The organism is Pantoea sp. GW821-FHT03E06, from assembly GCF_059420725.1.
Map to the genome: position 1 here is coordinate 1,845,668 of NZ_JBWKUG010000001.1, position 16,976 is coordinate 1,862,643.

17 protein-coding genes are annotated in these 16,976 nt (G+C 54.4%); 6 read left to right on the top strand and 11 right to left on the bottom strand.

The features are described 5' to 3' along the window. Positions 1-21: 21 nt before the first annotated feature. Both AC07WB_RS08615 and manA read right to left on the bottom strand, forming a co-directional pair. Positions 22-1,521 (bottom strand): YdgA family protein, encoded by a 1,500-nt coding sequence (locus AC07WB_RS08615; RefSeq protein ID WP_494940320.1) that lies wholly within the window; start codon positions 1,519-1,521, stop codon positions 22-24. Positions 1,522-1,651: 130 nt separating this feature from the next. After that, complete coding sequence (manA, locus tag AC07WB_RS08620) at positions 1,652-2,827, bottom strand: mannose-6-phosphate isomerase (protein ID WP_400455642.1); 1,176 nt, start codon at positions 2,825-2,827, stop codon at positions 1,652-1,654. Positions 2,828-3,024: 197 nt separating this feature from the next. Between manA and fumC the strand changes: the two genes are divergently transcribed. Further along, positions 3,025-4,422: a class II fumarate hydratase gene (gene fumC, locus AC07WB_RS08625; protein WP_494940321.1), complete on the top strand. Its 1,398-nt coding sequence runs from the start codon at positions 3,025-3,027 to the stop codon at positions 4,420-4,422. 50 nt (positions 4,423-4,472) lie between these two features. Here the strand turns inward: fumC and AC07WB_RS08630 are convergent, their stop codons facing one another. The 4 genes from AC07WB_RS08630 to tus all read right to left on the bottom strand — a co-directional run bounded on the left by AC07WB_RS08630 (position 4,473) and on the right by tus (position 7,300). Continuing rightward, a complete protein-coding gene (locus AC07WB_RS08630) occupies positions 4,473-5,120 on the bottom strand; it encodes an anti-sigma factor (RefSeq protein ID WP_494940322.1) in 648 nt (215 codons plus the stop codon). Continuing rightward, entirely contained in the window at positions 5,117-5,671 is a 555-nt protein-coding gene (locus AC07WB_RS08635; RefSeq protein ID WP_494940323.1) for a sigma-70 family RNA polymerase sigma factor, read from the bottom strand. Before AC07WB_RS08635 ends, AC07WB_RS08630 begins: the two co-directional genes overlap by 4 nt. 43 nt (positions 5,672-5,714) lie before the next feature. Then, positions 5,715-6,278 carry a fasciclin domain-containing protein gene (locus AC07WB_RS08640; RefSeq protein WP_097094044.1) on the bottom strand — a complete coding sequence of 188 codons (564 nt, stop codon included), beginning with the start codon at positions 6,276-6,278 and terminating at the stop codon, positions 5,715-5,717. 92 nt (positions 6,279-6,370) lie between these two features. Further along, entirely contained in the window at positions 6,371-7,300 is a 930-nt protein-coding gene (gene tus, locus AC07WB_RS08645; protein ID WP_345826781.1) for a DNA replication terminus site-binding protein, read from the bottom strand. 157 nt (positions 7,301-7,457) lie between these two features. Here tus and AC07WB_RS08650 point away from each other — a divergent pair, with 157 nt between their 5' ends. Beyond that, on the top strand, positions 7,458-8,651 hold the full coding sequence (locus AC07WB_RS08650) for an MFS transporter (RefSeq protein WP_494940324.1): 1,194 nt from the start codon (positions 7,458-7,460) through the stop codon (positions 8,649-8,651). Position 8,652: 1 nt separating this feature from the next. Here AC07WB_RS08650 and AC07WB_RS08655 read toward each other — a convergent pair whose 3' ends face one another. The 3 genes from AC07WB_RS08655 to AC07WB_RS08665 are packed head-to-tail and all read right to left on the bottom strand — an operon-like array spanning position 8,653 to position 10,041. Then, positions 8,653-9,069, bottom strand: a complete 417-nt coding sequence (locus tag AC07WB_RS08655) for a hypothetical protein (RefSeq protein WP_494940325.1) — start codon at positions 9,067-9,069, stop codon at positions 8,653-8,655. Continuing rightward, positions 9,066-9,368 carry a hypothetical protein gene (locus tag AC07WB_RS08660; RefSeq protein ID WP_400455653.1) on the bottom strand — a complete coding sequence of 101 codons (303 nt, stop codon included), beginning with the start codon at positions 9,366-9,368 and terminating at the stop codon, positions 9,066-9,068. The genes AC07WB_RS08655 and AC07WB_RS08660 overlap by 4 nt, the downstream gene beginning before the upstream one ends. Continuing rightward, positions 9,319-10,041, bottom strand: a complete 723-nt coding sequence (locus AC07WB_RS08665) for a hypothetical protein (protein WP_494940326.1) — start codon at positions 10,039-10,041, stop codon at positions 9,319-9,321. The genes AC07WB_RS08660 and AC07WB_RS08665 overlap by 50 nt, the downstream gene beginning before the upstream one ends. Before the next feature lie 572 nt (positions 10,042-10,613). On the opposite strand from AC07WB_RS08665, the gene AC07WB_RS08670 reads away from it, so the two are divergent. After that, positions 10,614-11,099 (top strand): RrF2 family transcriptional regulator, encoded by a 486-nt coding sequence (locus AC07WB_RS08670; protein ID WP_008110154.1) that lies wholly within the window; start codon positions 10,614-10,616, stop codon positions 11,097-11,099. Positions 11,100-11,211: 112 nt separating this feature from the next. Here the strand turns inward: AC07WB_RS08670 and oqxB are convergent, their stop codons facing one another. After that, positions 11,212-14,364: a multidrug efflux RND transporter permease subunit OqxB gene (gene oqxB, locus AC07WB_RS08675; RefSeq protein ID WP_494940327.1), complete on the bottom strand. Its 3,153-nt coding sequence runs from the start codon at positions 14,362-14,364 to the stop codon at positions 11,212-11,214. An 18-nt stretch (positions 14,365-14,382) separates the two neighbouring features. Then, entirely contained in the window at positions 14,383-15,537 is a 1,155-nt protein-coding gene (locus tag AC07WB_RS08680; RefSeq protein ID WP_097094037.1) for an efflux RND transporter periplasmic adaptor subunit, read from the bottom strand. 293 nt (positions 15,538-15,830) lie between these two features. Between AC07WB_RS08680 and AC07WB_RS08685 the strand changes: the two genes are divergently transcribed. The 3 genes from AC07WB_RS08685 to AC07WB_RS08695 all read left to right on the top strand — a co-directional run bounded on the left by AC07WB_RS08685 (position 15,831) and on the right by AC07WB_RS08695 (position 16,976). Further along, the gene (locus tag AC07WB_RS08685) at positions 15,831-16,178 is read left to right on the top strand and encodes a helix-turn-helix domain-containing protein (protein ID WP_097094036.1); all 348 of its coding nucleotides are present in this window, start codon (positions 15,831-15,833) and stop codon (positions 16,176-16,178) included. A gap of 88 nt (positions 16,179-16,266) precedes the next feature. Next, positions 16,267-16,701: a ribonuclease domain-containing protein gene (locus tag AC07WB_RS08690; RefSeq protein ID WP_097094035.1), complete on the top strand. Its 435-nt coding sequence runs from the start codon at positions 16,267-16,269 to the stop codon at positions 16,699-16,701. Positions 16,702-16,703: 2 nt separating this feature from the next. Further along, entirely contained in the window at positions 16,704-16,976 is a 273-nt protein-coding gene (locus tag AC07WB_RS08695; RefSeq protein ID WP_494940328.1) for a barstar family protein, read from the top strand.

Sequence of the window (16,976 nt, forward strand, 5' to 3'; positions counted from 1 at the left end):
CGGTCGACCGCCCACGAACGATTACTCCGGCATACCTTCGCTGGTTGGCGCACCCAGCATATAGCGTGACAGGAACTGCTCAAGCGTCATCTTATCGCCATTCATCGTCACCTGACCGTTGCCGTACTGCAGGCTGGTAACGATGTTGTCATCCTGCTGCTGCGTCAGGCGGAACATCTGGCCCATCGCCGCTAAACCTTTCACCTGCTGGTCCGCCAATTTCTGCGCATCGTCGCCCTGATAGCCTTCCGCCAAACCAACGTGACGCATGGTTTCGGTCGCCATTGGCATATTAACCGTCAGCTTGCCGTCGAGGGTTTTCAGCACGCGATCCACTGCGGCCCCCAAACTTTGCGCTTCGCCGGTCACGGTAGCCGGATCGTTAAAGCCCAGGTTCAGAGTGAAGCTGCTTTCGCCCTTGTCATTTTTCCAGCTCAGCGGCGCAATGCTTAACGTTGGCGAGCCTTTTAACAGCGTGGGCAGGTTGTTACGCAGGATGGTTTGCACGCTGGCCTGATAGCGAATCGGATCTTCCGCTACGCCCGGCTGGCTCAGCAGATCCTGCATCTGGGCATTGTAGGTGTCGGAGAAGGCTTTCACGGCCTGCGCATCGAATTGCGCGAACGTCATCGCCAGTTTGGCTTCACCAAACGGCTGCTTCTGCAGGGTGATTTTGTCAACGTTGACGTCCAGCTTGCCGCCAATCTTGCCGTCTTTATTATCGAAGGAAGAGGTGGTTTTCAGGTTCTCCAGCGAGAGACCTTCCTGGCCGTTGATGCTGGCATTCAGTTTATCGAGGGAAACCGATTGATCGCCTACGCGCACGCCTTCCGGGCTGAGATGGGTATCACCGCTCAGTTTCAGGCCATTGAGCGTGAATAGCACCGGCATGTCGACCTGATTTTTACTGGTTACCGCAATGCTGGAGAAATCGCCGTCAAGGCTGACTTTATCGCCTTTACTGTCGGCGCTGATGTTGAGCGTGCCGCCGTTGGTCGCCAGACGATCGCCAGTTTGCGCATTATTGTAATCCACGGCTAACAGGTTGAGATCGGTGTCGGTGGCTCCGCTGTAGCCCACGCGGGTATCCGCGTTAACCAGTGATTTACCGTTGGTCAGTTCAAATAACTTCTTCACCGCATCGGTGTTTTCCAGCTCGGTGTGCACTGACGCCATGCTTGGGATCAGGCTGCCGCGCTTCAGCTGTGCGAACGGGAAAGGGCCGTGATCGATAATCTCGTTTAGCACGATGCTTTGACCTGGCTTCAACAGCGGATTGTCATTGGTTTGTGAACTGGCCTGCACCACCAGTTTCGTTTTGCTGCTGAACACGCCGCGCTGATAATCCTGATAGCTCAGCGTTAAGCGGCTGTTAGGCGCATAGGCATTCAGCTGTGCGTTGGCATTCTGCAACATTTCATCCATGTGGCTTTCAAGCTGTTTACCGGTAAACCATGAAGCGCCAGTCCAAATCACGCCGAGCGCCACAATCACACCTACGGCAACCTGGGTCTTTTTCATCGCTGTGTCGTCCTTATCCTTGCGTCCGCACGCCGCTGGTCGGTGCGCGACGGGTGAAGAAAAACGCCCGCAGGCGTTTTAAATTAATAGTTTGAAAGAATAGCAGTTAATGCTGGAAGCGTCAGCCGGATCAGTTCAGCGTATTAAACACGCGCGCCAGACGTCCGGTGCCCGCGGCGCTCACCGGCGACTCTTCAGCGGTGATAAAGCAGGATTCACCGGGTTTTAGCACCAGCTGTTGACCGGACTTCTCAATCACCGCCTGGCCTTCAATGCAGAACAGCACCGCCGCGCTGTTTTGCGCCAGCGATTGGGGTGTGGCAGAAAGTGCATGAATGGCAAAGGCAAAATCGTCAACCGGGATCGGGAAGTTCAGCGTGTCGCCGTCACGCTGGGGTTGGGTCAGCAGCGTGGCGGCCGGTTTTGCCTGGAATTTCAGATTGGCCAGCAGCTCCGGGATATCGATAAACTTCGGCGTTAAACCGGCACGTAATACGTTATCAGAGTTCGCCATCACTTCCAGCGCCACGCCTTTCAGATAGGCGTGCGGCGTTTCAGCGAACAGGAACATCGCTTCGCCTGGTTGCAGCGTGATGACATTGAGCAACAGCGGGGAAAACAGCCCGCTATCGTCCGGATAATCGACGGCAATCGCTTTAATGGTTTGCCATGGTTCGCCTTCACGGGCATTCAGCGCGGATTTCAATACGCCAATCGCGCGCGATTTCGCCTCATCCTGCAAGGACAACAGCGTGGCGAACAGTTTGGCCAGATTGGCTTCGTTGGCATTTTCCAGGAAGTGCGCGATTTGCGGATGCGCACCGGCTACTGGTTCAAGCAGCGAGACAATCTCATGCAGCTCGCGGAAGCCGTTCATCGCCTGGAAGGAGGTCAGCGCATACACCAGCTCCGGCTTATGATTGGCATCTTTATAGTTGCGTTCGGCGGCGCTGAGCGGAATACCTGCCGCATTTTCACGCGCAAAACCTTCTTCAGCGGCGGCTTTGCTGGGATGGACCTGAATTGACAGCGGCTGATCGGCGCACAGCACTTTAAACAGGAAGGGCAGCTCGCCAAACCGTTCAGCGACCGCTTTGCCCAGCGTCGCTGGCTTATCGGCATCAATCACCTCACGCAGCGAACGCGCTTCACCGTTGATCTCCACGGTTGAAGGACTTTTCGGGTGCGCGCCCATCCACAGTTCTGCCATCGGCAATCCCTGCGGATTCTCAATGCCGTAAAGTTCAGTCAGCGCAGTTTTGCTGCCCCAGGCGTAATTTTGCAGCGAATTGTTCAATTTTTGCATCGTTTACCCTTAATAACCGTAAGTAAATAGGCTTATTAAAGCAGAAAGTGCCATAGAAAATACACGAACATGTGCAATAAACGCGATAGGCTCGCATAATGTTAAATTCTTGTATGTGACAATCTTGCTCGTTCTGCAGCGCCGCGGGAAGGCGTTGGGAGCGGAAACCTCAAAATCTGAGCTAAGGAGACGTAGTCATGGCAGCCAATCGCATTGAAAAAGACTCAATGGGACCGATCGAAGTACCGGCAGATAAGTTGTGGGGCGCACAAACGCAGCGATCGCTGGAGCATTTCAAAATCTCAACCGAGAAGATGCCGGTGGCACTGGTGCATGCGCTGGCGCTGACCAAGCGTGCGGCAGCTCAGGTCAATCAGGATCTCGGCCTGCTGCCTGCCGATCGTGCAGAAGCGATTTTGAAAGCCGCTGACGAAGTACTGGCTGATAAGCACAGTGATGAGTTTCCGCTGGCGATCTGGCAGACCGGCTCCGGCACCCAGACCAACATGAACATGAATGAAGTGTTGGCTAACCGCGCCAGTGAAATTCTGGGCGGCGAGCGCGGCATGTCCCGTTTGGTGCATCCGAATGATGATGTGAATAAAAGCCAAAGCTCGAATGATGTGTTCCCCACCGCCATGCACGTGGCCGCGGTCATCGCCGTGCGGGAGCAGCTGATTCCGCAGATTCATGTACTGAAAAAGACGCTGAGTGAGAAATCCGAGGCATTTAAAGACATCGTTAAGATTGGTCGTACCCACCTGCAGGATGCAACGCCGTTGACGCTGGGCCAGGAGATCTCCGGCTGGGTCGCAATGCTGGAGCACAATCTCAAGCACATCGAAAACAGTATCCCACACGTGGCGGAGCTGGCACTCGGCGGCACCGCCGTTGGTACCGGCCTGAATACGCATCCGGAATACGCGGTGCGCGTAGCAAAAGCGCTGGCCGAACTGACCAAACAGCCGTTTGTTACCGCGCCGAACAAGTTCGAAGCGCTGGCAACCTGTGATGCGCTGGTGCACGCGCATGGCGCACTGAAAGGTCTGGCAGCCTCGCTGATGAAGATTGCCAACGATGTCCGCTGGCTGGCATCCGGCCCGCGCTGCGGTATCGGCGAACTCGCTATCCCGGAAAACGAACCGGGCAGCTCTATTATGCCGGGCAAAGTAAACCCAACGCAGTGCGAAGCGCTGACGATGCTGTGCTGTCAGGTGATGGGCAACGATGTTGCGGTAAACATTGGCGGCGCATCCGGCAACTTTGAGTTGAATGTCTTCCGCCCGATGGTGATCCACAACTTCCTGCAATCAGTACGCCTGCTGGCCGACGGCATGGACAGCTTTAACCATCACTGCGCGGTGGGTATTGAACCGGTGCGTGAGCGCATCGATCAGCTGCTAAACGAATCGCTGATGCTGGTTACCGCGCTGAATACGCATATCGGCTACGATAAAGCGGCGGAAATCGCGAAGAAAGCCCACAAAGAAGGTCTGACGCTGAAAGGCTCGGCGCTGAAATTGGGTTATCTGACCGAAGAGCAGTTTGACGAGTGGGTGCGTCCGGAAGAGATGGTTGGCAGCATGAAGCAGTAATCTGCCGCTAACCGTAATGAAGGCCGTTCATCTGAACGGCCTTTTTTATGCTACAGCTGCCCGCTGTACAATACCGGTCCGGTTGGCTGACCGGTAGGCGATCCGCCCTGCGGCTCCAGGCTGATGGCAATGATGCCCGTGCCCGTAAGTTCGCGATCGTTTAGCGCAATGGCGGTGGCAGTATTGCTGTTGAGCAAGCCCAGCGAAATCGGCGCTTTGCCGGCCAGAATCAGCCACAGTTCAAGGCTATTGCTGGAGGCGACCGCGATCGGATGCAGCGGCGTCAAACTCAGTTGCTTAAGTTTGTTATCAGCACTTACCACCCATTGTTCACGATGCTGTGTGTCGCTCAACACGGTTAATGGCGAGAGCGTTGCGGGCTGCAAAACAAGCTGAACGATCAATGCAATCGCCGCAATACTGGCGGCCACCATCCAACCAGCGTAGGAGCGTTTAGCCGGCACCACAGGTTTCTCAGGCAAGCTGAGCGTAATCTTTTTCCACACTTTTTCTGGCGGAGTGATGGGCGCGAGCTGACTATCGAGCCCTGCCAGCAAGGTCTGCCAGCGCGCCACGCTAGCCGCGAGTTCCGGCTCAGTGTGCAGCCTTCTCGCGAAGCGCAAACGCGCAAGGCCGCCTAATGTTCCCAGCGCATATTCCGCGGCTAACGCATCATCACGTTGTTGTCTATCGTTCATAGGCCCACACACTCCCGCAGATGCTCCAGCGCGCGGCGGATCCAGCTTTTTACCGAGCCAACCGGCTGCTGCAGCCAGGCGGCAATATCACTGTGTGACATCCCCTGATAATAGGCGAGCGTGATGCTTTGCTGCTGTTCGCTGCTCAGGTGGCTAATGCAGTGTCGCAGGCGATCGGCTTGCGCCGGATCGTGCCAGTTATTGCGATCCTGTTCTTCGGCGATCTGTAGCTCATCATTAAATACCTCGGTGGCCAGCGCCACGCGCGCTTGTCCACTTCGCAAACCGTCAATACAACGATTGCGTACAATGTGCGTTATCCACGTCATTGGGGCGCTAAGGGCACTATCATAAGATGCTGCGCGGTTCCAAATGGTGAGATAACAGTCATGCAGCACCTCTTCAGCCCAACCTTGCTGGCGCAACATCCGTAAGGCGAGGGCGTAAAGGTGCGGTGAAGTGAGTCGATAAAGCTGCTCAAAAGCGCGGCGATCGCCCTTAGCGATCGCCGGCAATAATGTCTCTAGCCGTTCAGTCAGCTTTGCGTCCATATTTATCCCGGTTGGCTAAAACGCCCAATCCGAGTATAGGCAATTACTTAGGCATCAATACGGTATCAATCACATCGATTACGCCATTTTTCTGATTGACGTCATAAGTGCTGATATTTGCCACATTGCCCTGACCATCTTTCAGCTGAATGTTGTGCGGGCCATTGTTCATGATCCACAGCGGCTGGCCGTTTACGGTTTTCAGCTCAGCATGTCCGCCACCTTGCTTAATTTTCTTCTCCAGCGCTTGCATGTCGTATTTACCGGCCACCACATGATAAGTGAGGATCGCGGTCAGTTTGGCTTTGTTCTCCGGCTTGACCAAATTATCAACGGTGCCGGCAGGCAGTTTAGCGAAAGCCGCATTGGTTGGCGCAAAGACGGTAAACGGCCCTTTGCCTTCGAGGGTTTCTACCAGGCCAGCAGCTTTGACTGCCGCCACCAGGGTGGTGTGATCTTTGGAATTAAGCGCATTTTCGACGATGTTTTTTTGCGGGTACATCGCGGCTCCGCCTACCATCACCGAGCCATTGTCCATGGCGGCAAATGCGCCCGCGGTGAACAGTAAGGTGCCGGATACGACTGCAATGCTCATTAGCTTTTTCATCATGAATCCTCTTAGAAGGGAGCGAAGAAGTTGCTCACATCTGGATATACGAGAGAAGGTGGCGAATTGGATGCACGCATTTTTATCTTTTTTTATGCCAACCTGTCGCTCCATAGATGCAGGCGCGGAATGATCAGGTGTAGCGGCTGAGCCAACGGTTTGTGGCGATACGCGACATTTTCCGCATCATAGTTCAGCAGTTCCCCCAAAATGGGCACCTGGGTTTTATCGCGACACAGCACCAGCAGGGGAGAGGGGCAGGCAAGCTGCACCTGTTTTTTAACGCTGGCGCGCCATACGCGAGCAATCGGCTGTACTTTTACCGGGCGTTTGATTTTCAGTTTGGCGCCAACCGGTAACGCGAGAAGCGCCTCCAGTTCTTGCTGAACTTTCTCCGCCCATTGTTCCCGCGTCCACGGTGCCTGGGCACGATTGGCCTTCAGGCTGCGTTCCAGCTGTTCGACCACCGCATCCCGCGTGACATTTTTGATAATGTTTTTATTCGCCCAGCCGAAACGCAGGCTATCCGGCGAATTGAGTAGCGTCACGCTGCGGTAAGCGTTGAGAGTAATCAGGCCGCGCAGATGTTGGTGGACAAACTCAAAGCGCGCCTCGCTTGGTAAGCCGGACTCTACGGTAATTAACTGTTCCAGCCGCAGTTTGAGGGCATTGATTTCTGCCACCTGTTGGGTGATGCGATCGTGGATATCACCGTCGGCCTGAATACAGATCGCACCCGGCAAACGCACGGCGGCTTTCGTACTGAGTTTTTCCGATTGATGCTGCATAAACAGGCGGCAGTAGTGGGCCAGCGCCATGTCGCGCGCGGTTTTACCTAAATGTTGCGTCACCGCAATGCGTTCAATTTCATCATTTTCGCGGCCTTTCTCAATTTCCGGCAGGCTAAACACGCGGGCGATCAGCAACGGCTGCTGTTCAACTTGCTGGCGTAAAGCATTTAAACCCCGCTCCAATGCGTTCACACATTCATGTAAATCGCTCACCAAATCATAGCGCGCCATAAAAACCTCATTATAGTTACAACATACTATTAAGCATACTCGCTCTGGTGCCAATCTGCCAGAAGGGCGCACAATTTTGCTGAACAGGAAAGGTCGGGATTTTTCCGCCAGGATTAGCGTGTTATAACAATGCTTTGCCTGCTAACGGAAAACTGTCGTGACGTCTCAGCCAAAGCCACCTGTTCCCGCCATCATTACGCTGGGATTAGTTCAAATCCTTTCCTGGGGCGGTTCTTTCTATTTAATGGCGGTAATGGCCAATCCTATCGTGGCGGAGACCGGCTGGTCGCAACAATGGGTTTATGGTGCGTTATCACTCGGCATGTTGGTTTCCGGTTTGCTGGCACCCTTAAGTGGCCGTCTGATTTCCCATTCCTATGGACGTCTATTACTCGCCGGGAGTGGGGCGGTGATGGCGCTAGGGCTGATCATTATGGGCCTAAGTCATAACCTGTTGCTGTTCCTTTTTGCCTGGCTGGTCATCGGTATCGGTATGGCGATGGGCCTTTATGATGCGCTGTTTGCCACGCTTGGAACGCTGTATGGCGGCCAGGCGCGCGGTGCTATCACGGGCATCACGCTGATTTCCGGTTTCTGCACCACCCTTGTGTGGCCAGGCATTGCACTGCTAATTCACTGGCTGGATTGGCGCGGCGCCTGTTTTACCCTTGCGGGAATGTTGTGCCTGCTGGTGTTGCCTGCGTATTTTTATGCGCTGCCCGCGCCAGAACCTAAAATTTCTACGGCAAAGCCCAAAACCTCAGCTGATGGCACCGAATTATCTTCAACGCTGTTCTGGCTGCTGTGCAGCATATTCACCCTCGCTTCAGTGATCATGACAGCCATCTCCGTGCAGCTGATCGCGTTGCTGCAAGCCAGCGGACACACGTTGACGTCGGCTTTAGCCATCAGCGCCATTCTGGGGCCGTGTCAGGTTGGCTCGCGTATTGTCGATATCGCGTTTAAGCGTGGTCATCCCATCTGGACCACTTTTTTCTCGGTAGGCTTAGTGGCGCTCGGCTTATTGCTGCTAGCGTGTTATCCGCAGTTTGCCGTGCTGAGTATGGTGTTATACGGCGCCGGCAACGGTTTACGTGCCATCGTGCGTGGAACCTTGCCGCTGGTAATGGTGAAACCCGAAGCTTACGCGATAGTGGTAGGGCGGATGGCCCGCCCGGCGTTGATCGGCCAGGCTTTAACCCCGCTGGTGGGTGGCTACGTCTTCCAGCATCTTGGTGCCAATGCCACGCTGTGGTTACTGTGCCTGCTGGCGCTGTGTAACGTGTTGTTGGTGGTGCTATTAAAGCAAAAACTCCCGCGCGCCAGCCTGGCAGTGCAGGAGAAAATATAAATCAAAATTTCGATCTGGCCGCTGCCAATGCTGTCGCACGGCGGCTCAGACGGAATGGAGTCAGCAGAGCCCCCCAAACCACCAGATTGCCGATAGTTGTTAAGACCAGCTTTGCGATACCGGTGACGGTAAAAAAAGACAATCCGGTGATATTTTCGCCATATGCCATAAAACAAAGGCCAATAATCATCATTACAATGAAAAATGTTGCGCAGGAATAGAGCGTCCAGCAATTGCTCGCCGTCGCGAATTTCCACATGAGAAAGGCATTCACCAGCGCAACCAGCAGTGCGGCGTTGAACAGATCGCTGCCATGCGGCAGATGGCGTAAATATGTCATCTGCACGATCCCCAGCAAAATGAGCAGCGCAAGGACAACAACCGCAGCGGCTTTGGCAACAGATATTTTTGCTGTCATAGCGCATTCCTTTCTGACGTATCCTCTTCTTCCTGAATTTGAATAGAGACGATGTTCCAATAGCGATATTTCCAGCGCTGCCCTTCGACTATCACTGAAATAACCTGATTTTTGTCGTCCCACTCCAGTCCATCAATCAGATGAGTGAAACCTTCATGCGCAATGAGTCGTTGTCCACGCTGCAGGTGTTCGGCCTTAATGCTTTTTTCAATGGTTCTAAATTTACGCTTCATATCAGGAGTGATGGCCTCACCAATGACCGACGTTCTGGCTACCTGATTGTGCAGCGCCGCCGCCAATGTGGTTTGCCCCACCCATGCCGTGTGCGCTGTTAGTGTTCGCTGCGTTGCTTTCACCATTGCCCTGGCCACCATTGTGCGTATGTCCATGGTCGTGGCTTTGTTGTCCACCTTTCAATGACGGGCTGTTGATGATGGCATCAACATGTGGAACAGAGACCTGTACCGCAGGAGAAAGAGTCGAAGCCGCAACAGTGGTTATTTTTCCATCATTCGTTTGCACTTTAACCGGTGTGTTCGCTGGCAGGCTGCCCGCACTGACGTTGATAGAACCCGCAGCTACCTGTGTAGCATTTAATTTTACTGCTGCGACCTGCATCGCTGCAACCTGAGTGCGATAGTTGATGCCATTTACGGCTGCGTCTGCTGCTTGTTCTTTATTATAAGCTCTATGAAATGCGACATTTGCATTCGCTGCGTTACGGTCGGCCACATCAGCAGCATGGGCTAAGCTGTCATTGATAGACATATCTGTAGAACTGCGTTCAGTGTTGTAATGAGAGTCAGCAAGGGCCGCTATTTTATTCGCTCGCTGTGCAGAGCTAAGAGCTGAATTAAAGTTGGATTGCATTACGGCTCGATGGCTTACCGCATCATCAAATACGGCAGCAAAAGTGCTAAATGAAGTGGCAACAGCGATAGCGATAACAGCGAATTTCAATGAGTTTTTCATTCTGTATTTCCAGGATTTTTATGCTGAAAGAACGGTGCATTTAACGTTCGCCTAGCGGGGGAATTTATTTTTCACCAGAACTTAATTTTCGCTGAAAAATGTCGCTAACGGCTTTCGTCTGACAGCATTAAATCGATTGGCGATTTGCTCGATATTGATCGTGATCAACATCACAAATCGCACTTTTGGTCAAAGAGTATAGGTACTTAATTTACAAAGAAAAATAATTGGATTGTTTCTTCTATAGAAACACCTTGTCTTGAATGAAGTTTGGTAGAGGAGTTGAGAACGGATAACGCTGGACAGGATGAACTGATAGTGCGGTAAGTGAGATCAAGTTTGCATTTTATGCCTTTATCATCATCTGATAATTGAGGCGGAATAAGCATCTGATATTGATTTATTTTATTGATAATAAAGGTTATTTAATGACGCTCCGGCATGCGTTATAACCACATGTCGTACTATTTGGCCCTTCTAAAAAGCAACAGTGTTTGTTATATTTATTGCTCATTGATTACTCACTGTCGCGGCATAAAAACAACAAGATAACCGCAACTCAGGATATAGAAATGCTTGATTACCGCTTCCCGACAGCTTTGCAGATGGTTTTGAGCGTAGCGATGGCGGAGCAATTGGGTAAACGCTCGACCAGTGCCATTTTGGCGTATGGTCTTGAAGCGAATCCCAGTTTCATTCGGAAACTGATGGTTCCGCTCACGCGAGATGGCATCATCGTCTCAACGCTTGGCCGCACTGGCTCCATTCATTTGGGGCGTCCGGCTGCTGAAATCACGCTGCGTGACATCTACACCTCTGTGATAGAGGACAAAAAGCTCTGGGCCTCACGTCCGGACGTTGCTCCACGTTGCCTGGTGAGCGCCAACTTGTGTTGGTACTTCAAATCGATTGCTGAAGAGGCTGAAGAAGCCTCGTTGAAAGTGCTGGAAACCCGCACCGTGGCGGATGCGCTGGCCGAGCTGAAGCATAACGACACCAGCAATTGTGAAGAGCTGCCCGACCTCGAACTCGCCGACCTGTGTAAAAAAGGTCGCTAAAACCGCACCAATCCCGTAGGGTCGCCATCCGTGGCGACCTTTTTTTTCGCCGAACTCCAGCCATAAAAAATCCGGGCACCTTGGCCCGGATTGTTCATCTCACACTTAACGTTTACGCCGTCTGCACTTCCGCTTGTGGCTGCTTGCGCGTCACCAGCTTACGCAGCGTCACGTAGAACACTGGCGTCAGGAACAGACCAAACAGCGTGACGCCCAGCATCCCTGAGAACACCGTAATTCCGGTCACGCCGCGCACTTCCGCACCCGCGCCTTCGCCCAGAATCAGCGGAATAGTACCGGCGATAAAGGCGATTGAAGTCATGACGATGGGGCGCAAACGCAGACGACAGGCTTCCAGCGCCGCATCGACAATGCTCTTGCCCTGCATCTCCAATTCGCGCGCAAATTCGACGATAAGAATCGCGTTCTTACATGCCAGCCCCATCAATACCACCAGGCCAACCTGCACAAACACGTTGTTATCGCCGCCGGTCAGCCACACGCCGACCAGCGCGGAGAGCATGGTCACCGGCACGATCAGAATTACCGCGAGCGGCAGCGTCCAGCTTTCATACAGCGCCGCCAGCACGAGGAAGGCCAACAGTACCGCCACCGGGAACACAATCAGCGCGGTGTTGCCCTGCGTTGATTGCTGATAGCTCAGATCGGTCCACTCGATATTCATCCCGTTCGGCAGCACCTGCGTGGACATCTCTTCCAGCTTTTGCATCGCCTGCGCTGAAGAAAGTACGCGCGGATCGGCATCACCAATCAGGTCCGCCGCCGGATAGCCGTTGTAGCGGATCACCGGATCGGGGCCGTAAGTGGTGGTGATATTGACCATGCTGCCAATCGGCACCATCTCGCCACGATCGTTACGGGTACGCAGATTACCAATGTCCTGCACGCTATCACGGAAATCACCGTCCGCCTGCGCCATCACGCGCCAGGTACGTCCAAACTTATTGAAGTCGTTAACGTACGACGATCCCAAATAGGTTTGCAGCGTACTGAACAGCTCGGTCAACGACACGCCTTGCGCTTTGGCTTTGTCACGATCCACCTGCACATCCAATTGCGGCACGTTGGCCTGATAGGAGGAAATCGGGAACATCATGCCCGGCGTCTGCAGCACTGCGCCGGTCATGGTATTGATGGCGGTTTGCAGCGCCCCATAACCCAGTCCAGCGCGATCCTGCACGTACAGCGAATAGCCAGAACCTTGTCCCAGACCCAAAATCGGCGGTGGCATAATCGAGAAGCCGAAGCCTTGCTGAATTTTGGCTATCTTGGCGTTGATCTCCGCGTTAATTTCCGCCGCGCTACGCTTACGCTCGTTGAATGGCTTCAGGCCGAAGAACACCGTGCCGGTATTTGGCGTGTTGGTAAACTGCAACGCATTCAGACCGGGGAAAGCGACCGAATAGGCCACGCCTTCGGTATTCATGCCGATTTCGCTCATCTTACGAATCACTTCATCGGTACGCGCCAGCGAAGAACCTTCCGGCATTTTCACGCCGCCAATCAAATACAACTTATCCTGCGTCGGAATAAAACCGCCAGGCACGGTATGGAACATAAAGCCCGCACCGGCCAGCAGCAGCACGTAAACGGCAAACACCGCGCCGCGCCGACGCAGCGTTTTGCCCACCAGTGATTCATAGCCATCTGAACTGCGCTGGAAGAAGCGGTTGAACGGACGGAACAGCCAGCCGAGCAGGCGATCAATAATGCGCGTCGGCATATCTTTCGCGGCGTTATGCGGTTTCAGCAGCAGCGCCGCCAGCGCCGGAGAGAGCGTCAGCGAGTTAATCGCCGAGATCACCGTGGAGATGGCAATCGTCACAGCAAACTGCTTGTAGAACTGACCGGTCACGCCCGACAGGAAGGCCATCGGTACGAATACCGCACACAGCACCAGCGCGATGGCGATAATCGGTCCTGATACTTCCCGCATCGCCTGATGCGCCGCCGCGGTGGGTGACAAACCTTGTTCGATATTTCGTTCAACGTTCTCTACCACCACAATGGCGTCATCCACCACGATACCGATCGCCAACACCAGGCCAAACAAACTCAAGGTATTGAGCGAGAAGCCCAGCAGGTAGAGGATGCTGAAGGTACCGACCACCGAAACCGGCACGGCCAGCAGGGGAATGATCGAAGCGCGCCAGGTTTGCAGGAAAAGAATCACCACCAGCACCACCAGCACAATCGCTTCAAACAATGTCTGCACTACAGCGCGGATCGAATCACGCACGAATACGGTGGGATCGTAAGGCGCGGCCCACTGCACATCGTCCGGGAAGCGGGTGGCCAGCTCGGCCATTTTGTCGCGCACCGCGTTGGACAAGTCGATGGCGTTGGCACCCGGCGCCTGGAAAATACCAATGCCGACCGCATCTTTGTTATTCAGCTGCGAACGCAACGCATAGCTACCGGAACCCATCTCGATACGCGCCACGTCACGCAGGCGTACCAGCGTGCCGTCGTCGGCGGTTTTCAGAATGATATTGCCGAACTGCTCCTCGCTCTCAAGACGACCTTGGGTGTTGATCGACAGCAGGAAATCACTTTGCTTCTTCAGCGGCTCCGCACCAAGCTGACCGGCAGAGACCTGCACGTTCTGCTCCTGCATCGCGCTAACCACGTCGGAAGCGGTTAAGCCTCGCGCCGCCACTTTGTTGGGATCGAGCCATACGCGCATCGCGTATTCACCGGCACCGAAGATCTGAATCTGACCAACGCCCGGCAGGCGCGCCAGCTCATCCTTCACTTTCAGGGTGGCGTAGTTACGCAGATAGAGCGAATCGTACTTGCCGTGCGGCGAGAACATGTGCACCACCAGCGTCAGCGTCGGCGACATCTTCTGCGTGGTGAGGCCAAGTTGGCGCACCTCTTCCGGCAGACGCGCTTCGGCCTGCGCTACGCGGTTCTGCACCTGCACCTGCGCCTGATCCGGATCGGTGCCTGGACGGAAGGTCACGGTCGTGACCAGCACGCCATCGGAACCGGCCACCGACTTCATGTACATCATGTTTTCCACCCCGTTGATGGCCTCTTCCAACGGCGTCGCCACGGAATCTGCAATCACTTTGGGGTTAGCGCCCGGGTATTCGGCGCGCACCTGCACGCTGGGTGGCACCACGTTGGGATATTCACTGATCGGCAGCAGCGGAATGGCGATCAGTCCGGTGGTAAAGATCAAGATAGACAGCACCGCGGCGAAGATCGGTCGGTCGATAAAAAAGCGGGAGAAATCCATAAAAGGCAGTCTCGAAGGTTATTGAGCGGAGCGCATCGCCACCGGTTGGGCGGTCACCGGCATGCCAGGCATAAAGACTTTCTGCAAGCCATTAACGATCACCTTGTCGCCGGGCTTGAGGCCCTGCTGCACAATGCGCAGACCATTGGCTAAATCACCGGCCTGAATATCGCGGCGCTGGGCTTTGCCCTGCGCATCGACCACATAAACGTACTTACGATCCTGATCGGTCAGCACGGCTTTATCGTCAATCAACAGCGCGGTGAAATCAGCGCTGCCCGGCAAGCGCACGCGCGCAAACAGGCCCGGCGTGAACTGACGCTGCTGGTTGTCCAGCGAGGCGCGCATACGGATGGTACCGGTGCTGGCGGTGAGCTGGTTATCGAGGAAATCCACGGTACCGCGATGCGGATAACCCTCTTCACCGGTCAGCGCCACCTCAACCGGCAGCGATCCGCGATTTTCGCCTTTACGCGCCATCGCCTGATAGTGCAGATAGGTGGCTTCATCGACATCAAAGTAGACATACATGCGATCCTGCGACACCAGCGTGGTCAGCACGCTGGCGCTGTCGCCCGCGGTGACGAGGTTACCGGTGGTGATCATCGCGCGGCTGGCGCGGCCCTCAATCGGTGCGGTTACGCGGGTGAAATCAAGGTTCAACTGCGCCATATCGACTGCGGCTTGTGCCGACAGCACGTTGGCCTGCGCCTGATTCGCCGCAGAACGACGCTGTTCCCACTCTTCGCGTGACACCACATTGGTGCCGATCAGCTTATCGGTACGTGCCGATTCACTGCGTGCCAGCGCCGCCTGGCTACGCGCATTTGCCAGCTCGGCCTGCGCCTGCTCCAGCGTAGCGCGATAGGTGCGATCGTCGATGGTAAACAGGACCTGGCCTTTCTTCACTTCATCGCCTTCGCGATAATTAACCTGATCGATATAGCCGGAAACGCGCGGACGCAGCTGTACGCTCTGCACTGCTTCGAAACGGCCGTTGAAGCTATCCCATTGGCTGACTTTTTGCTCAACCACCTGCGCGACACTCACTTCGGGCGGCGGCGGCGGGGCGTTTTGCGCCACTCCGCGATCGCAACCGGCCAGCAGGCTTCCCAGCAACATCACTCCTGACAGGCTTACTGCCCGACGAACCCCATTTGTTTGCAGATGCATTGTTGTTATTCCGCGTTGGTGAAAAAGAAAGGAGACGTACGAAAAATCTGCAACTTTAAAGATTGCATTAAAACGCGACGAGTGTAGGCTTGTGCAAACTGCATCTGCAAGAATATCTGATACACTTTATGTGCGGTTTTGATCATTGAGTTGCAAAGCGATCAAAGCCCCTACGCGCAGTGCGGCATTTAATGCAATAATAAAACTTGCATTAAATGCCATCATCAGTCACCCTTAAAGTGTAATTGCAACTGATACTGATACTGTTCGCAAAGGCGACGGGAGAGAATGGGATGATGAGCGACGCATTTATTCACGATCTGATCGACTGGATTGATAACAACATTGAAGCACGTCTGGATCTGGACACCGTAGCGGGGCGCGCGGGCTATTCGAAGTGGCACCTGCAGCGTATGTTCAAAGAGCACACCGGCTATCCGCTGGGTGAATACATCCGTAACAAAAAACTGAAAAAATCGGCAGATAGGCTAACCACCAGCAATGAGCCGATTCTTAACGTGGCAATCTCACTCGGTTTCGACTCGCAGCAGTCGTTTAACCGCAGCTTCAAGCGCCAATATGGCGTAGCGCCGGGAGCATGGCGCCGTCACGCTGCGCCATCCGCCAGCGCGATGCAGTAATACCCCCGCCAGGGCCAGCGATGCTGGCCCGCGTTTTTCTCCGTTTTAAATCTGTTATTATCTGCGTCCTGTCATTCAGGATGTCACCATGTCAAAGAAACTCTGGATTGCCTTAATTCTGATCCTGGCCGCACTATGGCTTGGGCTAAAACCGCATTTGTCCGACAAATGGGCGAACAGTCACCCCGACATTTCTCAGCTCACCGATGCCAACACCGTGGCGCGTTGGGTGCAGCAGCACCATCGATTACCCGATCTTTACCTCACCAAAAATGAGGCGCGTCGTCAGGGCTGGAACCCGGGCAAGGGCGATTTGTGTGAAGTGTTGCCGGGCCGCGCTATTGGTGGCGATCGCTTTAGCAACCGTGAAAAAAGGTTGCCGATGCAGGCGGGCAGGCAATGGTATGAAGCCGATGTGAATTACGATTGCGGCCACCGCGATGCCGATCGTCTGCTTTACTCATCGGATGGGCTGATCTTCCTCACCACCGATCACTATCGCAGCTTCAAACCGGTGCCTTAAACATGTTGACGCTCCATTTTGATTTTCAAACCTTGCCGGATCGCCAGGCGTTTTACCGCGCGCTGGTGCAGCAAAGTGCGGCTACAGATGATTTTGGCAACAACCTTGATGCGCTGTGGGATTGGCTGACCGGCGGCATGGCGCTGCCTGCAACGCTCGTTTTGCAACATGCGGAAGATGCCAGCGCAAGTGCAGAGTTCGCGCCCGTACTGGCATTGTTGGAAGAGGCGCAGCAGCAATTGGACGGCGAGCTGCGCCTGGTACGAAAAGGATAA

Coding starts and splice junctions, on each gene's coding strand:
- AC07WB_RS08630 (WP_494940322.1), bottom strand. CDS start 5,120: ATGAACGATAGACAACAACGTGATGATGCGTTAGCCGCGGAATATGCG.
- tus (WP_345826781.1), bottom strand. CDS start 7,300: ATGGCGCGCTATGATTTGGTGAGCGATTTACATGAATGTGTGAACGCA.
- AC07WB_RS08640 (WP_097094044.1), bottom strand. CDS start 6,278: ATGAAAAAGCTAATGAGCATTGCAGTCGTATCCGGCACCTTACTGTTC.
- AC07WB_RS08680 (WP_097094037.1), bottom strand. CDS start 15,537: ATGCATCTGCAAACAAATGGGGTTCGTCGGGCAGTAAGCCTGTCAGGA.
- oqxB (WP_494940327.1), bottom strand. CDS start 14,364: ATGGATTTCTCCCGCTTTTTTATCGACCGACCGATCTTCGCCGCGGTG.
- manA (WP_400455642.1), bottom strand. CDS start 2,827: ATGCAAAAATTGAACAATTCGCTGCAAAATTACGCCTGGGGCAGCAAA.
- AC07WB_RS08690 (WP_097094035.1), top strand. CDS start 16,267: ATGTCAAAGAAACTCTGGATTGCCTTAATTCTGATCCTGGCCGCACTA.
- AC07WB_RS08685 (WP_097094036.1), top strand. CDS start 15,831: ATGATGAGCGACGCATTTATTCACGATCTGATCGACTGGATTGATAAC.
- AC07WB_RS08655 (WP_494940325.1), bottom strand. CDS start 9,069: ATGACAGCAAAAATATCTGTTGCCAAAGCCGCTGCGGTTGTTGTCCTT.
- fumC (WP_494940321.1), top strand. CDS start 3,025: ATGGCAGCCAATCGCATTGAAAAAGACTCAATGGGACCGATCGAAGTA.
- AC07WB_RS08615 (WP_494940320.1), bottom strand. CDS start 1,521: ATGAAAAAGACCCAGGTTGCCGTAGGTGTGATTGTGGCGCTCGGCGTG.
- AC07WB_RS08665 (WP_494940326.1), bottom strand. CDS start 10,041: ATGAAAAACTCATTGAAATTCGCTGTTATCGCTATCGCTGTTGCCACT.
- AC07WB_RS08695 (WP_494940328.1), top strand. CDS start 16,704: ATGTTGACGCTCCATTTTGATTTTCAAACCTTGCCGGATCGCCAGGCG.
- AC07WB_RS08635 (WP_494940323.1), bottom strand. CDS start 5,671: ATGGACGCAAAGCTGACTGAACGGCTAGAGACATTATTGCCGGCGATC.
- AC07WB_RS08670 (WP_008110154.1), top strand. CDS start 10,614: ATGCTTGATTACCGCTTCCCGACAGCTTTGCAGATGGTTTTGAGCGTA.